20 protein-coding genes are annotated in these 19099 nt (G+C 55.5%); 8 read left to right on the top strand and 12 right to left on the bottom strand.

Features of this window, described 5'->3' with window-relative positions:
- Positions 1–148 precede the first annotated feature (148 nt).
- The 6 genes from cpxP to ACF8PE_RS08560 all read left to right on the top strand — a co-directional run bounded on the left by cpxP (position 149) and on the right by ACF8PE_RS08560 (position 6268).
- On the top strand, positions 149–649 hold the full coding sequence (cpxP, locus tag ACF8PE_RS08585; protein WP_032615311.1) for a cell-envelope stress modulator CpxP: 501 nt from the start codon (positions 149–151) through the stop codon (positions 647–649).
- A gap of 152 nt (positions 650–801) precedes the next feature.
- Complete coding sequence (fieF, locus tag ACF8PE_RS08580) at positions 802–1716, top strand: CDF family cation-efflux transporter FieF (RefSeq protein ID WP_155167574.1); 915 nt, start codon at positions 802–804, stop codon at positions 1714–1716.
- A gap of 164 nt (positions 1717–1880) precedes the next feature.
- On the top strand, positions 1881–2843 hold the full coding sequence (pfkA, locus tag ACF8PE_RS08575; RefSeq protein WP_032615307.1) for a 6-phosphofructokinase: 963 nt from the start codon (positions 1881–1883) through the stop codon (positions 2841–2843).
- A 202-nt stretch (positions 2844–3045) separates the two neighbouring features.
- Positions 3046–4035: a sulfate ABC transporter substrate-binding protein gene (locus ACF8PE_RS08570; protein ID WP_032615306.1), complete on the top strand. Its 990-nt coding sequence runs from the start codon at positions 3046–3048 to the stop codon at positions 4033–4035.
- A gap of 105 nt (positions 4036–4140) precedes the next feature.
- Positions 4141–4905, top strand: coding sequence for a CDP-diacylglycerol diphosphatase (locus tag ACF8PE_RS08565; protein WP_392494774.1), 765 nt, complete (start codon positions 4141–4143; stop codon positions 4903–4905).
- 58 nt (positions 4906–4963) lie between these two features.
- Positions 4964–6268, top strand: a complete 1305-nt coding sequence (locus tag ACF8PE_RS08560; protein WP_103793410.1) for an SLC13 family permease — start codon at positions 4964–4966, stop codon at positions 6266–6268.
- A gap of 33 nt (positions 6269–6301) precedes the next feature.
- Here the strand turns inward: ACF8PE_RS08560 and tpiA are convergent, their stop codons facing one another.
- A complete protein-coding gene (tpiA, locus tag ACF8PE_RS08555; RefSeq protein WP_032615300.1) occupies positions 6302–7069 on the bottom strand; it encodes a triose-phosphate isomerase in 768 nt (255 codons plus the stop codon).
- 110 nt (positions 7070–7179) lie between these two features.
- The gene (locus ACF8PE_RS08550; RefSeq protein ID WP_098946309.1) at positions 7180–7740 is read right to left on the bottom strand and encodes a DUF1454 family protein; all 561 of its coding nucleotides are present in this window, start codon (positions 7738–7740) and stop codon (positions 7180–7182) included.
- A gap of 149 nt (positions 7741–7889) precedes the next feature.
- Here ACF8PE_RS08550 and ACF8PE_RS08545 point away from each other — a divergent pair, with 149 nt between their 5' ends.
- Positions 7890–8309 (top strand): DUF805 domain-containing protein, encoded by a 420-nt coding sequence (locus ACF8PE_RS08545; protein ID WP_032615297.1) that lies wholly within the window; start codon positions 7890–7892, stop codon positions 8307–8309.
- On the opposite strand, the gene fpr is transcribed toward ACF8PE_RS08545, so the two are convergent.
- From fpr to ACF8PE_RS08525, 4 genes are all read right to left on the bottom strand, one after another.
- Positions 8310–9056 (bottom strand): ferredoxin--NADP(+) reductase, encoded by a 747-nt coding sequence (gene fpr, locus ACF8PE_RS08540; RefSeq protein ID WP_032615296.1) that lies wholly within the window; start codon positions 9054–9056, stop codon positions 8310–8312.
- A gap of 96 nt (positions 9057–9152) precedes the next feature.
- Positions 9153–10163, bottom strand: coding sequence for a class II fructose-bisphosphatase (gene glpX, locus ACF8PE_RS08535; RefSeq protein ID WP_392494773.1), 1011 nt, complete (start codon positions 10161–10163; stop codon positions 9153–9155).
- Positions 10164–10327: 164 nt separating this feature from the next.
- Positions 10328–11836: a glycerol kinase GlpK gene (gene glpK, locus ACF8PE_RS08530; protein WP_032615293.1), complete on the bottom strand. Its 1509-nt coding sequence runs from the start codon at positions 11834–11836 to the stop codon at positions 10328–10330.
- 21 nt (positions 11837–11857) lie between these two features.
- Positions 11858–12703: an MIP/aquaporin family protein gene (locus ACF8PE_RS08525; protein ID WP_151586732.1), complete on the bottom strand. Its 846-nt coding sequence runs from the start codon at positions 12701–12703 to the stop codon at positions 11858–11860.
- Positions 12704–13106: 403 nt separating this feature from the next.
- Here ACF8PE_RS08525 and zapB point away from each other — a divergent pair, with 403 nt between their 5' ends.
- Positions 13107–13346: a septal ring assembly protein ZapB gene (zapB, locus tag ACF8PE_RS08520; protein WP_032615290.1), complete on the top strand. Its 240-nt coding sequence runs from the start codon at positions 13107–13109 to the stop codon at positions 13344–13346.
- A gap of 81 nt (positions 13347–13427) precedes the next feature.
- Here zapB and rraA read toward each other — a convergent pair whose 3' ends face one another.
- From rraA to cytR, 6 genes are all read right to left on the bottom strand, one after another.
- Positions 13428–13913 carry a ribonuclease E activity regulator RraA gene (gene rraA, locus ACF8PE_RS08515; protein WP_032615286.1) on the bottom strand — a complete coding sequence of 162 codons (486 nt, stop codon included), beginning with the start codon at positions 13911–13913 and terminating at the stop codon, positions 13428–13430.
- A 91-nt stretch (positions 13914–14004) separates the two neighbouring features.
- A complete protein-coding gene (gene menA / locus ACF8PE_RS08510; RefSeq protein WP_059306957.1) occupies positions 14005–14925 on the bottom strand; it encodes a 1,4-dihydroxy-2-naphthoate polyprenyltransferase in 921 nt (306 codons plus the stop codon).
- 69 nt (positions 14926–14994) lie between these two features.
- Complete coding sequence (gene hslU, locus ACF8PE_RS08505; RefSeq protein WP_032615283.1) at positions 14995–16326, bottom strand: HslU--HslV peptidase ATPase subunit; 1332 nt, start codon at positions 16324–16326, stop codon at positions 14995–14997.
- Between the two features lie 9 nt (positions 16327–16335).
- The gene (hslV, locus tag ACF8PE_RS08500) at positions 16336–16866 is read right to left on the bottom strand and encodes an ATP-dependent protease subunit HslV (RefSeq protein WP_032615282.1); all 531 of its coding nucleotides are present in this window, start codon (positions 16864–16866) and stop codon (positions 16336–16338) included.
- Between the two features lie 92 nt (positions 16867–16958).
- Positions 16959–17942 (bottom strand): cell division protein FtsN, encoded by a 984-nt coding sequence (gene ftsN / locus ACF8PE_RS08495; RefSeq protein ID WP_032615281.1) that lies wholly within the window; start codon positions 17940–17942, stop codon positions 16959–16961.
- Positions 17943–18035: 93 nt separating this feature from the next.
- Positions 18036–19061 (bottom strand): DNA-binding transcriptional regulator CytR, encoded by a 1026-nt coding sequence (gene cytR, locus ACF8PE_RS08490; RefSeq protein ID WP_032615280.1) that lies wholly within the window; start codon positions 19059–19061, stop codon positions 18036–18038.
- Positions 19062–19099 lie beyond the last annotated feature (38 nt).

The following is a 19099-nucleotide window of genomic DNA, read 5'->3' as shown; positions in this document are numbered from 1 at the left end:
TTTAAATACCTCCGAGGCAGAAATTACGTCATCAAGGCTATCTAATCCATGACTTTACGTTGTTTTACACCCCCTGACGCATGTTTGCAGCCTGAATCGTAGACTGTCTCTCGTTGAATCGCGACACGAAAGATTTTGGGAGTAAGTGATGCGCAAAGTTACCGCTGCTGTCATGGCCTCAACGCTGGCGTTTAGTGCATTTAGCCAGGCTGCTGGAGTCATCACCGGCGATAACCGTCTCTCAGTGGAGGGCATCGCGCAGCAGAGTGCCCAGGGCCATATGTTCGACGGCATAAGTTTAACCGAACATCAGCGTCAGCAGATGCGAGATCTCATGCAGCGGGCTCGTCATGATCAGCCCCCTGTTAATGTTAGCGAAATGGAGACAATGCATCGCCTTGTCACCGCAGAAAATTTTGATGAAAACGCTGTGCGCGCTCAGGCAAACAAAATGGCGCAGGAACAGGTTGCCCGACAGGTCGAAATGGCTAAGGTCCGCAACCAGATGTTTCACCTGCTAACGCCCGAGCAGCAAGCGGTTTTGAACCAGAAACACCAGCAACGTATGGATCAGTTGCGCGAGGTTGCACGGATGCAGAAGAACGCTGAATCGACGCTTTTTAGTAGCAATACCCGTAGTAACCAGTAACCCTGTTTTCCTTGCCATAGACACCATCCCTGTCTTCCCCCACATGATGTGGGGGTTTTTTTTGCCCGTCATTAAATTTCGTTAACCGTTTATTCATCTTATTGACGCCCCTGCATCCGTTATACTAGCGGCATAGCGTGACAGGAGTGTTTATGAATCAATCCTATGGACGGCTGGTAAGCCGGGCCGCACTTGCTGCGACGATCATGGCGTCGTGCCTGTTAGTCATTAAAATTTTCGCGTGGTGGTACACCGGTTCCGTCAGTATTCTGGCAGCGCTAGTCGATTCGCTGGTCGATATTGCCGCCTCGCTCACTAACCTGTTGGTCGTGCGTTACTCGCTGCAGCCAGCGGATGAAGAGCATACCTTTGGCCACGGCAAAGCGGAGTCGCTGGCGGCGCTGGCGCAAAGCATGTTTATTTCCGGTTCGGCGCTGTTTCTCTTTTTGACCGGCATTCAGCACCTGTTTACCCCGACGCCAATGAAAGATCCCGGCGTGGGCGTGGTGGTGACGGTAATAGCGCTTATAAGCACATTGGTTCTTGTAACGTTCCAGCGCTGGGTTGTGCGTAAAACGCAAAGTCAGGCGATACGGGCCGATATGCTTCATTATCAGTCTGATGTTATGATGAACGGCGCGATCCTGATCGCGCTCGGTCTGGCCTGGTATGGCTGGCACCGGGCCGATGCGCTATTTGCGTTAGGGATTGGCTTTTATATTTTATACAGTGCGTTGCGCATGGGGTACGATGCGGTGCAATCACTGCTCGATCGCGCATTGCCAGACGCAGAACGGCATGAAATCTTCGAAATTGTGACCTCCTGGCCAGGCGTCAGTGGCGCTCACGATCTTCGCACGCGGCAGTCAGGGCCGACCCGCTTTATTCAGATTCATTTAGAAATGGAAGATAACCTGCCGCTGGTTCAGGCACATCTGGTGGCTGAGCAGGTTGAGCAGGCGATTTTGCAGCGTTTCCCGGGGTCAGATGTCATTATTCACCAGGATCCCTGCTCAGTCGTACCTAAGCCAGGCAATGGACATTTGAGCTTTCGTAATTCGTTGTAAAAAAGTGAACCAGGCTAGCATTTTGTGGAAAAATAACCGCCATATGGCCTGACCTGAATCAATTCAGCTGGAAGTGATTGATATACTATTTGCAGTATTCGTTGGTCGTCAGAAGTCTTCCGGCAACAGATTTCATTTTTGCATTCCTAAGTTCAGAGGTAGTCATGATTAAGAAAATCGGTGTGTTGACAAGCGGCGGTGATGCGCCCGGCATGAACGCAGCAATTCGCGGTGTAGTTCGTGCTGCGTTGACGGAAGGTCTGGAAGTTTTTGGTATCTATGACGGTTATCTGGGCCTGTATGAAGATCGCATGGTGCAGCTCGATCGCTACAGTGTTTCCGACATGATTAACCGCGGCGGTACCTTCCTGGGTTCCGCACGTTTCCCGGAATTCCGTGACGAACGCATCCGTGAAGTGGCTATCGAGAACATGAAAAAACGCGGCCTCGACGCGCTGGTGGTTATCGGTGGTGACGGTTCCTATATGGGTGCAAAACGCCTGACCGAAATGGGCTTCCCGTGCATTGGCCTGCCAGGCACCATCGACAACGACATCAAAGGTACTGACTACACCATCGGTTACTTCACTGCTCTGGGCACCGTGGTTGAAGCCATTGACCGCCTGCGCGACACCTCTTCTTCTCACCAGCGTATTTCCATCGTTGAAGTGATGGGCCGCTACTGTGGCGACCTGACTCTGGCGGCGGCGATTGCGGGCGGCTGTGAGTTCGTGGTGGTTCCAGAAGTGGAATTCAGCCGTGAAGATTTGGTTAACGAAATCAAAGCCGGTATCGCGAAAGGTAAGAAACACGCCATCGTGGCAATCACCGAGCACATCTGTGACGTTGACGAGCTGGCGAAATACATCGAAACCGAAACCAAACGCGAAACCCGCGCGACCGTTCTCGGCCACATCCAGCGCGGCGGCTCCCCGGGTCCTTACGACCGTATTCTGGCCTCCCGTATGGGTGCGTACGCGATTGAACTGCTGCAGCAGGGCTTTGGCGGCCGTTGCGTCGGCATTCAGAACGAAAAACTGGTTCACCACGACATCATTGACGCTATCGAAAACATGAAGCGTCCGTTTAAAGGTGACTGGATGGATTGCGCGAAAAAGCTGTATTAATCAGCCGATCGTTGCCGGGTTGAGGACATCAGCCCACACCGTGACTCCAGGCCGGGTAGGTTTAGCCACCACCCGGCTTTTTAACGTCTATTGCCTGATTTTTATTCCTCTACGTTATAGCCAATCTTTTTTTATTCTTTAATCATTGGTCAGCTTTCTGGCACGCTGCAACCATTAAACACAACTTCAAGAGAGTGGGACGATGAACAAATGGGGCGTGGGGTTAACTTTATTGCTGGCTTCGACCAGCGTTCTGGCAAAGGATATCCAGCTGCTGAACGTGTCTTACGATCCGACGCGTGAACTGTACGAGCAGTACAACAAAGCGTTTGCCGCACACTGGAAGCAGGAAACCGGCGACAACGTGGTGATCCGTCAGTCGCACGGCGGCTCCGGTAAGCAGGCGACCTCGGTCATTAACGGTATCGAAGCCGATGTGGTGACGCTGGCCCTGGCCTATGACGTGGACGCTATCGCGGAACGCGGTCGTATCGATAAAAACTGGATCAAACGTCTGCCGGACAACTCTGCGCCATACACCTCCACCATCGTTTTCCTCGTACGTAAGGGCAACCCGAAACAGATCCACGACTGGAACGACCTGGTTAAGCCGGGCGTGTCGGTGATCACCCCAAACCCGAAAAGCTCTGGCGGCGCTCGCTGGAACTATCTGGCAGCCTGGGGCTACGCCCTGCACCACAATAATGGCGACCAGGCTAAAGCCCAGGATTTCGTGAAGTCGCTGTTTAAAAACGTTGAAGTGCTGGACTCCGGCGCGCGCGGTTCAACCAACACCTTCGTTGAACGTGGCATTGGCGATGTGCTGATTGCGTGGGAAAACGAAGCGCTGCTGGCAACTAACGAGCTGGGTAAAGACAAGTTTGAAATCGTCACCCCAAGCGAATCGATTCTGGCTGAGCCAACCGTCTCTGTGGTCGATAAAGTGACGAATAAGAAAGGCACCCAGGCCGTGGCGGAAGCCTACCTGAAGTACCTTTACACCCCGGAAGGCCAGGAGATTGCCGCGAAGAATTTCTACCGTCCACGTGATGAAGCGGTGGCGAAGAAATATGAGAAGGAGTTCCCGAAACTGAAGCTGTTCACCATCGATGAAGTATTCGGCGGCTGGACCAAAGCGCAGAAAGATCACTTCGCTAATGGCGGAACTTTCGATCAGATCAGCAAGCGTTAATTAGCCATAGTGCTTGCAAGCCCGACAGCATCATACTGTCGGGCTTTTTTGTTTGTCATCAAAGTGCGTTACGCTTCTGATTGAATCGAATACAGGGAACGCATCATGAAAAAAGCGGCTTTACTCCTCCTGGCACTGGTGGTGGTGACGATGGTCATCGTCGTTGTCTGGCTAAAGTCTGTCGGTCATCCTGATGCGTTACGCCATATTGTTCTCGACCAGTGTCTGCCCGGACAGCTGCAACACCGCAATCCCGCTCCCTGTTTCCAGGTGAAGCCCGATGCAGGCTATGTGGTCTTTAAGGATCGCAACGGCCCGCTGCAATATTTGCTGATGCCGACGTACCGTATTAACGGAACTGAAAGTCCGTTACTGACAAAGGCGCATACCCCCAACTTCTTCTGGCTGGCATGGCAGGCGCGCGGGTTTATGCGCATGAAGCATGGCGCGGAAATCCCTAATAGCGCGGTGTTGCTGACCATTAATTCGCGGCTCGGACGCACGCAAAATCATCTGCATATCCATATCTCCTGCCTGCGCCCGGACATACGCGAAAAATTGAATGCGCACCAGGCCCAGGTGGGCACCCAGTGGCGGCCGTTTCCGGGTGGGCTGGAAGGGCACGAGTATCTGGCGCGTCGGGTGACGGAAGCGGAGCTGGTGAAACGCAGCCCGTTCATGATGCTGGCTGAAGAGGTTCCCGATGCGCGCAAGCATATGGGACGCTACGGGATGGCGATGGCGCAGCAGTCAGACGGCTCGTTTGTCCTGCTGGCGACCGAGCGCAATCTTTTGGCGCTTAACCTCGCGTCCGCTGAGGAATTGCAGGATCATCAATGCGATATCCTGCATGATCCCTACCATAAATAGCGTTTACTCGCGCTGCCTGCCGCCTTAGACTTGCTGAAAAATTCTACAGGAGACAGGCATGTCGATCTGGTTCACTCACCCACTGTTTCTGCCCTCGCTGATTATCGTCGTCACCATCATCCTTTGGGCGACCTCGCTACTGCCGGAGTTCCTGACGGCGCTGCTGTTTTTTACCGCCGCGATGATCGCCAAAATTGCGCCGCCGGAGGTCATTTTCGGCGGTTTTGCCTCCTCGGCCTTCTGGCTGGTGTTCAGCGGTTTTGTGCTGGGCGTTGCGATCCGCAAAACCGGGCTGGCAGACAGGGCGGCGCGAGCGCTGTCCTCAAGACTGACCGACTCCTGGCCGCTGATGGTGGCCAGCGTGGTGCTGCTTACCTATGCGCTGGCGTTTGTGATGCCTTCTAACATGGGGCGCATCGCGCTATTGATGCCGATTGTGGCGGCGATGGCGAAGCGGGCCGGCATCGCCGACGGCTCCCGGGCATGGTTTGGACTGGCGCTGGCGGTGGGGTTTGGCACCTTCCAGCTCTCCGCCACTATCCTCCCGGCCAATGTGCCTAATCTGGTGATGAGCGGGGCGGCGGAAGGCTCGTACGGTATTCATCTTAATTATGTCCCTTACCTGCTGCTCCATACGCCGGTACTGGGCATTCTCAAGGGGTTGGTTCTGATCGGCCTGATCTGCTGGCTGTTCCCCGGGGCGCCAAAACCACCCCGCGATCTTACGCCACCGGAACCAATGGACCGCGACGAAAAACGCCTCGCCTGGCTGCTGGCGGTCGTGCTGGTGATGTGGGTGACGGAGAGCTGGCACGGCATTGGTCCTGCGTGGACCGGGCTTGCGGCATCAATTGTGGTGATGCTGCCGCGGATCGGTTTTATCACCGGCGATGAGTTCTCGGCCGGGGTGAACATGCGCACCTGTATTTACGTGGCAGGCATTCTTGGGCTGGCGATCACCGTGACCCAGACCGGGATCGGCAATGCGATGGGTGAGGCGCTGATGCAGGTCATGCCGCTGGATGCGGATGCGCCGTTCACCAGTTTCCTGGCGCTGACCGGTATCACTACCGCGCTGAATTTCATCATGACTGCTAACGGCGTTCCAGCGCTGTACACCACCCTGGCGCAAAGCTTCTCGGACGCCACCGGCTTTCCGCTGTTGTCGGTGATTATGATTCAGGTGCTGGGATACTCCACGCCGCTGCTGCCGTATCAGGCGTCGCCGATTGTGGTGGCGATGGGGCTGGGGAAGGTGCCTGCGCGGGCGGGAATGTTGCTCTGTCTGGCGCTGGCGGTGGCAACGTATCTGGTGCTGCTGCCGCTGGATTATCTGTGGTTTAGCGTGCTGGGGAAATTATAAATTCCCTCTCCCCGGGGGAGAGGGAGAAGGGTTTTACGCCTGTTTAGCTGCTTCTGCTGCTTTAACGATCACCGCGAAAGCGTCTGCTTTCAGGGATGCGCCGCCAACCAGCGCGCCATCGATGTCCGGCTGGGTGAACAGCTCAGCTGCGTTCGCTGCGTTTACGGAACCGCCGTACTGGATGATCACTTGCTCAGCCACTTTCGCGTCTGCTTTCGCAATGTGGTCACGGATGAATTTGTGAACCGCCTGAGCCTGCGCTGGGGTTGCAGATTTGCCGGTACCGATCGCCCATACTGGCTCGTAAGCAATTACCGCGCCTTCGAACGCTGCTGCGCCCTGAGTGGTCAGCACGGCGTCGATCTGACGTGCGCACACTTCTTCCGTTTTGCCCGCTTCGTTTTCGGCTTCGGTTTCACCGATGCACAGCACTGGGATCAGACCCTGCTCTTTCAGCACAGCGAATTTCTTAGCGATGAACTCGTCGGACTCTTTGTGGTAGGTACGACGCTCAGAGTGGCCAATGATGATGTATTTCGCGCCAATATCTTTCAGCATTTCAGCGGAGGTTTCACCGGTGAACGCGCCAGACAGGTTAACGTCAACGTTCTGTGCACCCAGAACGATGTGGCTGCCGTCAGCGGCGTGTTTAGCCATATCCAGGTACATGTCCGGCGGAGCGATCGCAACAGCACAGCCAGTCACACCAGCCAGCTCTTTACGCAGGTTAGCTACCAGCTCGTTTACCATGTGGCGGCTGCCGTTCAGTTTCCAGTTACCCATCACTAAAGGATGTCGCATTTCAATTCTCCACGCTCAAGAGCGAATTAAGGAATATGGCCACCCGGCTGGGCAGCATGGTCTGTGAATCAGTATAGAGATTTTCCCTCGAAAGGCTTTGCTTTTTGTCATTAATTCGCCCCGCCGAGGGTCTCAGATAACGCCAGCTTAATCGGTTCAACAGCGAAGGTCAGCCCCTTTTCGCCGTTATCTGCCACTACGTAACGAACCGCACCTTCCGTTTCGGCGTAATAGCGTTTGTTTTTACCGGCAGTCAGCAGCTTTTGCAGCTTTTGCTGGCTTTGCGATTTGGTCAACGCCGGGGTAAACGCCCGTAAAATGGCGCTCATGTACTCCAGCGCTTTGGCTTTAGCGGCTTTTTGCTCCGGCCCCTGGATCGGCAGCCAGGTGATCTGCATGCTCTTGATTTTGAGCGTTCCGCGTTCCAGCGCCGTTGAGGCGTATAAGTTCTCATTAATTTTGCTGGCGGCGCGGGTCAGGGTGGGGGTATCCCGGGCACCTTCTATGGCGCGAAATTCATTGAGTGGCAGGGTGGGGTTAGCACTATTAAAGCTTTCGCGGAACAGACTAATGGATTGATCAAATGACGGTGCGCCAGGCATCACGTAGGGCGCAGTCGCAGGTGCGGATGTCTCGGCAGCACGCAGAGAAATGCTCGCACACGACAGCATTAAACCCAGCCAAATAAGGGAAAACCGCATCTTCATCAATAAAGTCTCTCACTGTTACTGCCCACGATTAAAACCATATCCGGCTGGCTTGTCAAAAGGATGCGACTCCAGGGTAAACTACGCTCCGCGATGATAATAAGGAACCTGGCATGACCATACAGCAGTGGTTGTTTTCATTCAGAGGGCGTATTGGGCGCCGTGATTTCTGGATCTGGATTGGCGTATGGATTATCGCCATGCTGGGTCTGTTTATTTCTGCCAACAATGCGTGGCTGAACACCCAGACGGCGGCTTTCGCGCTGGTTTCGCTGTTGTGGCCAACGGCGGCGGTATTAGTGAAACGTCTGCACGATCGGGGGCGTTCGGGGCTGTGGGCGCTGCTGGTGGTGCTGGCGTGGATGCTGCTGGCAGGTAACTGGTCGATGTTGCCTTCCATGCTGCCATGGGTGGTTGGCAGGCTGATCCCCACCGTTATTTTTGTGATGCTTATTGTCGACCTGGGCGCTTTCGTGGGCACCCAGGGCGAGAATAAATACGGCAAAGATACGATCGAGGTAAAGTACCGTTAATTACCAGTAGTGCTCTGCAGTCATATGGCCCGGCCGACGGCGTAAATGCTTGGTCATCTGCCGGGTCTCTTTCAGCAGTTGTTGGGTGTCACGTACCATCTGCGGGTTGCCGCACAACATGACATGACTGGTCTCGGCGGTCATCGGCAGGCCAACGGCAGCTTCCAGTTCTCCGCTTTCAATCAGCGCCGGTACACGTCCGGTCAGCGAACCCGCTACCGTCTCGCGACTCACCACCGTCTGAACTTTCACTTTCCCTTCATAGCGTTTCTGTAGCTCCAGCATCTGCGGCAGGTAGCTCAGGTCAGCAGCGTAGCGCGCGGCATGCACCAGGACGATATTTTTAAAACGCTCCAGGTCTTTCCCGTATTGCAGGATAGAAAGGTACGGGCCGATGGCAGTCCCGGTCGCCAGCATCCACAGGGTGTCGCAGTCCGGTACTTCCTCAAGCACGAAGAAGCCTGCCGCTTCGCTGACTATCTGGATCTCATCGTCGGGTTTGAGTGCCGCCAGCCGCGGGCTGAGTTTGCCATCGGGAACGGTGACAAGATAGAACTCGAGATCCGGGTTATCCGGCGCGTTGACATAGGAGTAGGCGCGCTGCACACGTTCGCCGTCGATTTCCAGTCCCAGCTTGGCGAATTGCCCGGCCGTAAAAGGCTGGATGGGCGCATGGACGGTCAGACTAAATAGCGCATCGGTCCAGAACTCTACCTTTTTGACTTTACCTGTTACCCAGTCTGCCATGATGTTCTCCTGTGCTGATCTCGGGTTATATCTTCCTTACCTGAGAGGGAGATTTCCAGCCCGCGGGGGCCGGAAAGCTCAATTGATCAAACGGTTTTACAGAATGTAGGTCTGCACGTCGGGATCTTTGCGGTCGAGATAGTGAATCGACTGGATGCGGCGAATGGTGCGGGATTTACCGCGGATCAGCAGCGTTTCGGTGGTGGCCATATTGCCTTTGCGGCTGATGCCGTCCAGCAGATCGCCTTTGGTGATGCCGGTAGCAGAGAAGATAACGTTGTCGCTGCGCGCCATATCATCCAGACGCAGCACGGTATTGGCCTTAATCCCCATCGCGGCACAGCGGGCCAGCTCTTGCTCACCGATACGGCGGTTTTCTTCGCTGTCGCCTTTCACCTCGTGACGGGCCAGCAGACGGCCCTGCATATCACCGTCGAGGGCGCGGATCACCGCAGCGGATACCACCCCTTCCGGTGCGCCACCGATGCCGTAAAGCACGTCGACTTCGCTGTCCGGCATACAGGTAAGGATAGAGGCCGCCACGTCGCCATCAGGGATCGCAAAGACGCGCACACCCAGCTGCTGCATATGGGCGATGACTGCATCATGACGCGGTTTTGCCAGGATGGTGACCGTCAGTTCGCTCAGCGGTTTCCCGAGCGCGGCAGCAATGTTACGCAGGTTATCTGCCAGCGGCAGATTAAGATCGATAATCCCTTTTGCGCCAGGCCCGACAATCAGCTTCTCCATATACATATCAGGCGCGTTGAGGAAGGTGCCTTTATCGCCTACGGCCAGCACGGCCAGCGCGTTAGCCTGACCCATAGCGGTCATGCGGGTGCCTTCAATCGGATCCACGGCGATATCCACCGCATCGCCGTTGCCGGTTCCCACTTTTTCACCGATAAACAGCATCGGCGCTTCGTCGATTTCGCCTTCGCCAATCACGATAGTGCCGTCGATGTTGACCTGGTTAAGCATAATGCGCATGGCATGGACGGCTGCGCCGTCGGCGGTATTTTTATCGCCACGGCCAAGCCATTTATAGCCTGCCAGAGCGGCAGCTTCGGTCACGCGGGAAAATTCGATAGCAAGTTCACGTTTCATTGGATACTCGTGCGGTCAAAAGGAATTGCACGAAGTTTATCACAGAGTGAGGAAGGGGGAGGGTGGTGCGGTCTGAACCCCTCACCCCGGCCCTCTCCCCAAAGGGGAGAGGGTATTTTAAGTCCCCTCGCCTCTTTGGGGAGAGGGTGAGGGGTGAGTTTGTCTTACTCGTCGTGCTCTTCCCACGCCAGGGCGCGTTTCACCGCTTTCTTCCAGCCACTGTAGCGGTAGTTGCGCTCGGTGGTTTCGATGCCCGGACGGAATTCACGCTCGATGACCGCTTTCTCCTGCAACTCGTCCAGGTTCTGCCAGAAGCCGACCGCCAGGCCAGCAAGATAAGCCGCCCCCAGCGCCGTCACTTCACGCACTTCCGGGCGCTCCACACGGGTGCCCAGAATATCGGACTGGAACTGCATCAGGAAGTTGTTAGCCACCGCGCCGCCGTCCACGCGCAGGGCATGCAGACGAATACCGGAGTCGGCCTGCATCGCTTCCAGCACATCACGGGTCTGATAGGCAATCGACTCAAGCGTAGCGCGAATAATATGGTTGGAGTTCACCCCACGCGTCAGGCCGAAAATCGCCCCGCGTGCATACGGGTCCCAGTACGGCGCGCCCAGCCCGGTAAAGGCCGGAACCACATATACCCCGTTGGTATCTTTCACCTTGGTGGCGAAATACTCCGAGTCGAAGGCGTCGCTGATAAGCTTCATCTCGTCGCGCAGCCACTGAATGGAGGCCCCCGCCATAAACACCGCGCCTTCCAGGGCGTAGTTTACTTCGCCGCGCGGGCCGCAAGCGATGGTGGTCAGCAGGCCATGCTCTGATTTCACCGCCTTCTCGCCGGTATTCATCAGCATAAAGCAGCCGGTGCCGTAGGTGTTTTTCGCCATGCCTTCTTTTACGCACAGCTGGCCAAACAGCGCCGCCTGCTGGTCGCCAGCGATCCCGGCAATCGGAATACGGGTGCCGCCTTTACCGCCGATATTGGTCTGGCCGTACACTTCAGACGACTTACGTACCTGCGGCAGCATGGCGCGCGGGATGTCCAGCGCGTCCAGCATTTTTTCATCCCAGTCCAGCTCGTGGATGTTGAACAGCATGGTGCGCGAGGCGTTGGTGTAATCGGTCACGTGTACGCGTCCCTGGGTCATCTTCCAGATAAGCCAGGTATCGACGGTGCCGAACAGCAGTTCGCCGCGTTTGGCACGCTCGCGGGAGCCTTCAACGTGGTCGAGGATCCATTTCACTTTCGTGCCGGAGAAGTACGGGTCCACCACCAGGCCTGTGGCGCTGCGCACGTACTCTTCCATACCGTCGCGCTTGAGCTTTTCGCAGATATCCGCAGTGCGACGGCACTGCCAGACGATGGCGTTGTAAATAGGCTTACCGGTTTCGCGTTCCCAGACAATGGCCGTTTCACGCTGGTTGGTAATGCCGATGGCCGCAATCTCATCGGAGCTGATATCGGCTTTCGCCAGCACTTCAACCAGTGTCGAGCTTTGCGATGCCCAGATTTCCATTGGATCGTGTTCTACCCAGCCTGGACGAGGATAGATTTGCTCGAATTCGCGCTGTGACACGCTGACGATGTTCGCGTCATGATCCATAACGACAGCGCGGGAGCTGGTCGTGCCCTGGTCGAGCGCAACGATATATTTTTTGTCGGTCATATTAAGTGTCCCGTAGTCAGATTACAGCGAAGCTTTTGATTCAGTTGTGGAGAGGCTTTTCTTCTCCTCAACCACACAGGTGTCGCACGGCAGATGGCGGCCAATTAACTTACGATAACCAAATGCGCCAAGTGATGCCCCAACGATAGGCCCGAACAGCGGCACCAGGAAGTAAGGAATATCTTTCGCACCGGTAAAGGCTACGTCGCCCCAGCCCGCAAAGAAGGCAAAAGTCTTGGGTCCCAAATCGCGTGCCGGGTTCATGGCGAAGCCCGTCAGCGGTCCCATAGATGCACCGATCACCGCAATCAGTAAACCAATCAGCAGCGGTGCCAGCGGGCCGCGCGGAATGCCGTTACCGTCATCACCCAGCGCCATAATAACGCCCATCAGGATAGCGGTAATCACCATCTCTACTGCGAAGGCCTGCACAAAATTAATGTGCGGATTCGGATAGGTGGAGAAGATACCCGCCAGCTCGAGGCTTTCGGTGCTGCCACGCACCATATGGTGCGTCTGTTCGAAGTCGATAAACAGGTTGTAATAAAGCCCGTAAACTAACGCCGCTGCACAAAAGGCACCGGCAAACTGCGCCACGATAAAAGGAACAACCTTGCGTTTGTCAAAGCAGGCAAACAGCCACAACGCGATGGTCACCGCAGGGTTAAGATGGGCACCTGAAACCCCCGCCGTCAGGTAGATGGCCATCGCCACGCCCAGACCCCAGATCACGCTGATTTCCCACTGACCGAAGCTGGCGCCCGCCACTTTCAGCGCCGCCACACAACCTACGCCAAAGAAAATCAACAACCCAGTACCCAGGAACTCTGCGATGCACTGGCCTTTTAAGGTTGATGTTTCACTCATAATCGGATCCTGAAAGAAAAATAATGGTTATTGTTATCGCGCCGAACGTCACCATCGCCACGATGTCCTGTAGACACAGTGTTAATTTATCGTTAACGAGCAAAAACGAGAAATATCGAAATTAAAATGTGTGTACCGCGTCAAGAAAATGAGCGATATCGCGCCATGAAGTGTGCATTAGCGTTTATACGCCAGGGCGGGCATAAGCATTCTATTAACGGAAGTGTTAACAATTTAGGGGTATATGATGCGAACGCACCAGGAGGAGACTGAAAAGTGTTGCAAACCGCAATCTGCGCGGTCTGCCGCTGGACAGGGAGGGCGGCGCTCCATACAATCGACACCAGGTGTTGTGCGCGTTTACGTCAAAGCGTCGCCTTGCAAATTCAGGAGAGGTAGGATTATGTCTTTAGAAGTGTTTGAGAAACTGGAATCCAAAGTACAGCAGGCGATTGATACCATCACCCTGCTGCAGATGGAAATCGAAGAGCTGAAAGAAAAAAACAACGCACTGTCGCAGGAAATTCAGACTGCTCAGCACGGTCGCGAAGAGCTGGAGCGTGAAAACCAACATCTGCGCGAACAGCAGAACGGCTGGCAGGATCGTCTGCATGCCCTGCTGGGACGTATGGAAGAGGTTTAATTCCTATCATCTTTCATGCTGTAGCGGCGTGAAAGAGCATGCACAGGCCGGGTAAGGCGAAGCCGCCACCCGGCTTTTTTATTACTCGATATCCAGCGGATCTTCAGACAGGATAATGCCAGTGTTGTCGGCATACAGATGGTCGCCGGAGAAGAACGTCACGCCGCCGAAATTGACGCGTATGTCGCTTTCGCCAATGCCTTCGCCTGCGGCACCTACCGGAATAGCAGCAATCGCCTGAATGCCAATATCCAGTTCTTCGAGGTCATCGACCTGACGCACCGCGCCATACACCACAATGCCTTCCCACTCGTTTTGCGTGGCGAGACGGGCAAGTTCTGCATCGATCAAGGCCCGGCGCACGGAGCCGCCGCCGTCAATCAACAGAATGCGACCACGGCCGTTCTGTTCGAGCAGATCGTACAGCAACCCGTTATCCTCAAAACATTTCACCGTAATGATTTGTCCGCCAAACGACGACCGTCCTCCAAAGTTGGAAAACAGCGGTTCTACGACGTTAACATCTTCCTGGTAGATGTCACAAAGCTCGGAGGTATCGTATTTCATAGGCTTAAGTTCAGTTGCTGCGAGTGATTTCAGTATATCGCGCGAAATGCATTGTTGGCAAAATCATCAATTGTTAATTGATATTTGTCAGCTAACTTAGCGTCTGGCTAAGGACAATCCCGACTACGAACAACAGGTTAGTCAGCAATGCCCCTTTTACCGTGCGTTCCAGCATTGGCGGCATGGCCGAGGCGCTCTGCTCGCGCATCACATAACGTGCCTGTTTGACCAGCAGCGGCGTGGCGAGTACAAACAACCAGCCCCACAGGCTGTGCAGCGACAGCAGGTTGAACAGGGCCAGACAGAGCAGGGCACCCATCAGCAGGCAGGCATGGTAGCGGCGTGCATTGACCGCACCCAGACGGACCGCCAGCGTGTTCTTACCGTTCAGGCGATCGCTGTCGATATCCCGCAGGTTGTTAATATTGAGCACCGCTGTCGCCAGCATGCCGCAGGCGGTGGCTGGCAGGAACAGGGCCGGAATCAGGGTATGCGCCTGTAGATACCAGCTACCCATCACGCTCAGCCAGCCGAAAAACACCAGCACCGATATGTCACCCAGCCCAATGTATCCGTAAGGACGGGTGCCGACGGTATAGGTGATCGCCGCGACAATCGCCAGTAAGCCGAGTACGAGGAAGCCAACGGCATCTGCCGGGGTTTTACAGGCCACCAGCACCAGGGCAATCCCGGAGAGACAAATCAACACGACGGTGATAATCAGCGCCCGCTTCATCTGCTCCTGGGTGATCACCCCTTTCTGCATCCCGCGCAAAGGTCCGATACGGTCGGGCTTATCGCTGCCCTTGACGGCATCGCCATAGTCGTTAGCGAGATTCGAGAGGATTTGCAGTAGTCCGGCGGTGATCAGCGCCAGCGCAGCGACCAGCGGATCGAAATAGCCCTGCCACCACGCAAGGGCCGTGCCGACAATAATGGCGGCGAAGGCGAGAGGAAGGGTTTTAGGACGCAGGCTTTCCAGCCAGGCACGTGTACGGCTGATTTCAGTCATAAGATTTTTAGCCAATAAAAATGGGGCTTTTCAGCCCCATCATCAGTGATGAAAATGCAATGACCGCGATTATAAGATAAAACGGCTCAGATCTTCATCTGCTACTAAAGCATCAAGATGCTTACTCACATAGTCGGCATCGATGGTAATGCTTTGACCGTTCAGGTCGCTCGCATCATAAGAGATGTCTTCCATCAGGCGTTCCAGCACGGTGTGCAGACGACGCGCACCGATGTTTTCGGTGGTTTCGTTAACCTGCCAGGCTGCCTGAGCAATTCGCTTAATACCGTCTTCGGTAAACTCAATGTTCACGCCTTCGGTCGCCATCAGCGCTTTGTACTGTACGGTCACAGAGGCGTTTGGCTCGGTCAGGATACGCTCAAAGTCTTCAGTGGTCAGCGCCTGCAGCTCAACGCGGATCGGCAGACGGCCCTGCAGTTCCGGGATCAGGTCAGACGGCTTCGCCACCTGGAATGCACCAGAAGCGATAAACAGAATGTGGTCGGTTTTTACCATGCCGTGCTTGGTGGAGACTGTGCAGCCTTCAACCAGCGGCAGCAGGTCGCGCTGTACGCCTTCACGGGAGACATCCGGGCCGGAGGACTCGCCACGCTTACAGATTTTATCGATCTCATCGATAAACACGATGCCGTGCTGTTCAACGGCGTCGATGGCGTCCTGCTTCAGCTCTTCCGGGTTCACCAGTTTGGCCGCTTCTTCTTCAATCAGCAGCTTCATCGCGTCTTTGATTTTCAATTTACGCGGCTTCTGCTTCTGCCCGCCCAGGTTCTGGAACATGGACTGCAGCTGGCTGGTCATCTCTTCCATGCCTGGAGGTGACATGATCTCCACACCCATTGGTGCGGCGGCGAGATCGATCTCAATCTCTTTGTCATCCAGCTGGCCTTCGCGCAGTTTTTTGCGGAACGCCTGGCGTGCAGCTGACGGCTCAGCAGGCTGTTCTGCCTGGCCCCAGTTGTTTTTCGCCGGTGGGATCAGCACATCCAGCACGCGCTCTTCCGCCATTTCTTCGGCGCGATAGCGGTTTTTCTCGATGGACTGGACGCGCACCATTTTAATGGCGGAATCGGTCAGATCGCGGATGATAGAATCCACTTCTTTCCCGACATAGCCCACTTCGGTGAACTTGGTCGCTTCAACTTTGATGAACGGCGCGTTAGCCAGTTTCGCCAGACGACGTGCGATCTCGGTTTTACCGACACCGGTCGGGCCGATCATCAGAATGTTTTTCGGCGTCACTTCATGGCGCAGCATTTCATCCAGCTGCATACGACGCCAGCGGTTACGCAGGGCAATCGCCACGGAACGCTTGGCGTTATCCTGGCCGATAATGTGTTTGTTCAGTTCGCTGACAATTTCGCGTGGGGTCATTTCAGACATGAGAAATCCTTACGCCTTAGATGGCAATTCTTCGATGGTGTGGAAGTGGTTGGTGTAGATGCAGATATCACCTGCAATATCCAACGCTTTCACAGCGATATCGCGCGCGCCAAGGTCGGAGTTCTCCAACAGCGCGCGGGCGGCAGCCTGGGCGTACGGGCCGCCGGAACCGATAGCAATCAGGTCGTTTTCTGGCTGTACCACGTCACCGTTACCGGTGATGATCAGTGACGCATTTTCATCAGCGACCGCAAGCAGTGCTTCAAGCTTGCGCAGCATGCGATCGGTACGCCAGTCTTTCGCCAGCTCAACGGCGGCTTTCACCAGATGGCCCTGATGCATTTCCAGTTTACGTTCAAACAGTTCAAACAGCGTGAAGGCGTCAGCGGTACCGCCTGCAAAACCGGCGATCACTTTGTCGTTATACAGACGACGCACTTTTTTCACGTTGCCTTTCATGACGGTATTACCCAGTGTGGCCTGGCCATCACCGGCAATTACCACCTGGCCGTTACGGCGTACACTTACTATTGTTGTCACGAGCAGACCCCCTGGTTACAAATTCGGAATAGAAGCCCCGAGGCAGTGCTCAGGGCTGAATAGGAGTATAGATGGGGGGGATTTTGGGGGTTTCAACCCCCGGAAGCGAGTCGAATGCAGTTTGTGTGACCTGCCATCTTCAGACGGGAGATGGTGCCATCGGCATTGTCTTTGCCTTTGACCGGCCCAATCACTACGCGGTTCCAGCCGTTATTGGTGGTGATACGCGAGTCAAACCCTTCAAAGGCCAGCTGCGCCCGTACGGTTTCTGCCTGCTCTGCCCCTTTAAAGGAGCCGCACTGTACCATCCAGCGGCGATCGTCTTTCTTCTCAGCCGTCTGCTTTGGCGCCTCGGTCTCTTTGGTGATTGGCGCGGCCTGCTGCGTTTTCGGCGCCTGGGCGGTGGTATGCGCCGGGGTCTGCAACAGATCCTGATACGGCTGATTTTGTTTCGACGGCTGTGCTTTAGGCTGCTGAACCGGCTGAGTCTGCGCGGTACGCGGCTGCTGATACGGCTGCTCCGTTACGCGCGGCTGCGCTTTAGGCTGCTGTACCGGCTGGCTCTGCGCCCACTGTTGCTGCTGCTGAGTTTGCTGCTGTGCCTGACGCTGACGCTGCAGCGTTTGCTGGCGCTGTGCCGGCGTCTGTTCATTCCACGGCACTTCGTTAAGCTGGGTGGGCTGCTGGCGCATATCGGCCTGCATCTGTGCCAGTAGCTGACGCTGTTCGTTAGTTAACTGAGTGGGATCCACCACCTCGCCACCGGCAGAAGGTTCTGTCGGCGCACGGACGCCCGGCTGGCGGCTCTCCAGCTCTTTAATATAGCGCCAGCGCTCTTCCGGTTTCGGGGGTAAGCCATTGCCGACAACTTTATTGCCCTGCAGCGCTTCTGCTTCTTCTTTTTTATGGTGCGTAATGAACCAGAGGCCGCCGATGAATGCTACCAGTACCGCCGCCGCAATCGCGACCATGGCAGGCGAGACCGCAGGCATGCTGCGTTGCGGTTTCCGTGAGCTACTCTTTTTGCGTCGCGAAGGTGCCGGCTGGCCGCGACGTACATAATCTCGTTGTGCCACTATCGTTTCGCTGTATTTTATCGTTTGTCAGCCCGTCATGTTACTTAAGCGACGGGCCTTTGACCAGATGAGGAAGTCTGAAAGGCGGCGGCTTTACGTTAGTGCCTGGGTTGAACCGCGAACAATCAATTCACAGTCAAGTAAACGGGAGCCACTGCTGACCGTTTGGCCGTTCAGTTGATCCAGTAACAACAGCATCGCTTCCCGGCCAATATCATAGCGGGGCTGCGCCACGGTCGTGAGCGGCGGATCGCAAAACTCAGACAATGAGATGTTATCGAAGCCAATAATAGAGAGATCTTTCGGCACGTTCAGGCCGCGGCGCTTGGCATACGACAGCGCGCCCAGCGCCATCACGTCGCTGTGGCAGAACACCGCGGTCGGCGGCTGTGGCAGCGACAGCAGTTGTTCCAGCGCCAGCCCGCCAGCGGCATAGGTAAAATCGCCCCGGGCAATATAGTGCGGATCCACCGTCGCCCCGGTGCGGCGCAGCGCCTGCACGTAACCCTGCAGGCGATAATGGCACAGCGGCATCTCTTCCGGCCCGGCGATACAGCCGATACGTTTATGGCCCAGTTCCTGTAGATAGTTCACGGCGTTGAAGGCTGCGGTGAGGTTATCAATGTGAACGGTAGGCAGTTCCAGCTCAGGGGCAAACTCGTTGGCCATGACCATCGGCGGCAGGTTGCGTTGCTCTTCAATGCTGGCATCGAAGGGCAAGCGGGAGCCGAGCAGCAGCATGCCGTCGATCTGCTTAGTAATAATCAGGTCGATAAAGGTTTTTTCCTGCTGGTTCTGATGCGCGCAGTCGCCAATCAGTACCAGGTAGCCCTGAGCCGCGGCGGTCACTTCAATGCCGCGGATAATTTCGCTGAAAAAGGGATCGCAGATGTCGGGCACAATGACCAGGATGGTGCGGGATTCGTTACGTTTAACGTTACGGCCCATCGCATGAGGCAGATAACCCACCTCCAGCGCAGCCTGCTCAACACGATTGCGCGTGCTCTGAGAGACTTTATCGGGATTCATTAAGGCTCGGGATACCGTTGCCGTTGAGACTTTTGCTTTCAGGGCAACATCTTTCATGGTCGCCGAGGCAACCTCTTTCCTGGACTTCAACCTCTTCTCCTCGCAGGCGTATCACCGCTCTTCTGACT

Origin of the sequence: Leclercia sp. GLN_9 (genome assembly GCF_043105735.1) — a bacterium.
Classification (GTDB): domain Bacteria; phylum Pseudomonadota; class Gammaproteobacteria; order Enterobacterales; family Enterobacteriaceae; genus Enterobacter; species Enterobacter adecarboxylatus.
The sequence above is the reverse complement of the archived record's forward strand: the minus strand, read 5'-3'. Positions and strand labels throughout refer to the sequence as shown.